Annotated in this window: 1 protein-coding gene; it reads right to left on the bottom strand. The window is 38.3% G+C overall.

Annotated features, from left to right (window positions below; all coding sequences use genetic code 11):
* A partial coding sequence (locus H4J63_RS20000) for a transposase domain-containing protein (RefSeq protein WP_182198119.1) occupies positions 1 to 154 on the bottom strand: 154 nt, incomplete at its 3' end.
* Positions 155 to 248 lie beyond the last annotated feature (94 nt).

Here is a 248-nt window from a genome sequence, read left to right as displayed (position 1 = left end):
CAAGCTCAGCAGGTAACTTACGTTTGCGAATACTTGCTTTATCGGTCTGCTCGAGCACATTAGAAATCCACTCAAGAGGGATATGTTTCTGAAATGTAGATAAAGAGTCAGGAGTGGCGAATATATCTGTATCAAGTAACCAATGACTAAGCATAAAAATACCCTCATAATCAAAAGATGATAAGGGTATTGTGAAGCAACCAAAAGATCGGTCAACCGATCAAAAATACCTTAACTGATCGGTGTTA

The sequence above is a fragment of the Pseudoalteromonas sp. 5Ae-yellow genome, assembly GCF_014077565.1.
Classification (GTDB): domain Bacteria; phylum Pseudomonadota; class Gammaproteobacteria; order Enterobacterales; family Alteromonadaceae; genus Pseudoalteromonas.
Note: the sequence above shows the minus strand (reverse complement) of the source record. Positions and strands in the feature narration are given on the sequence as shown.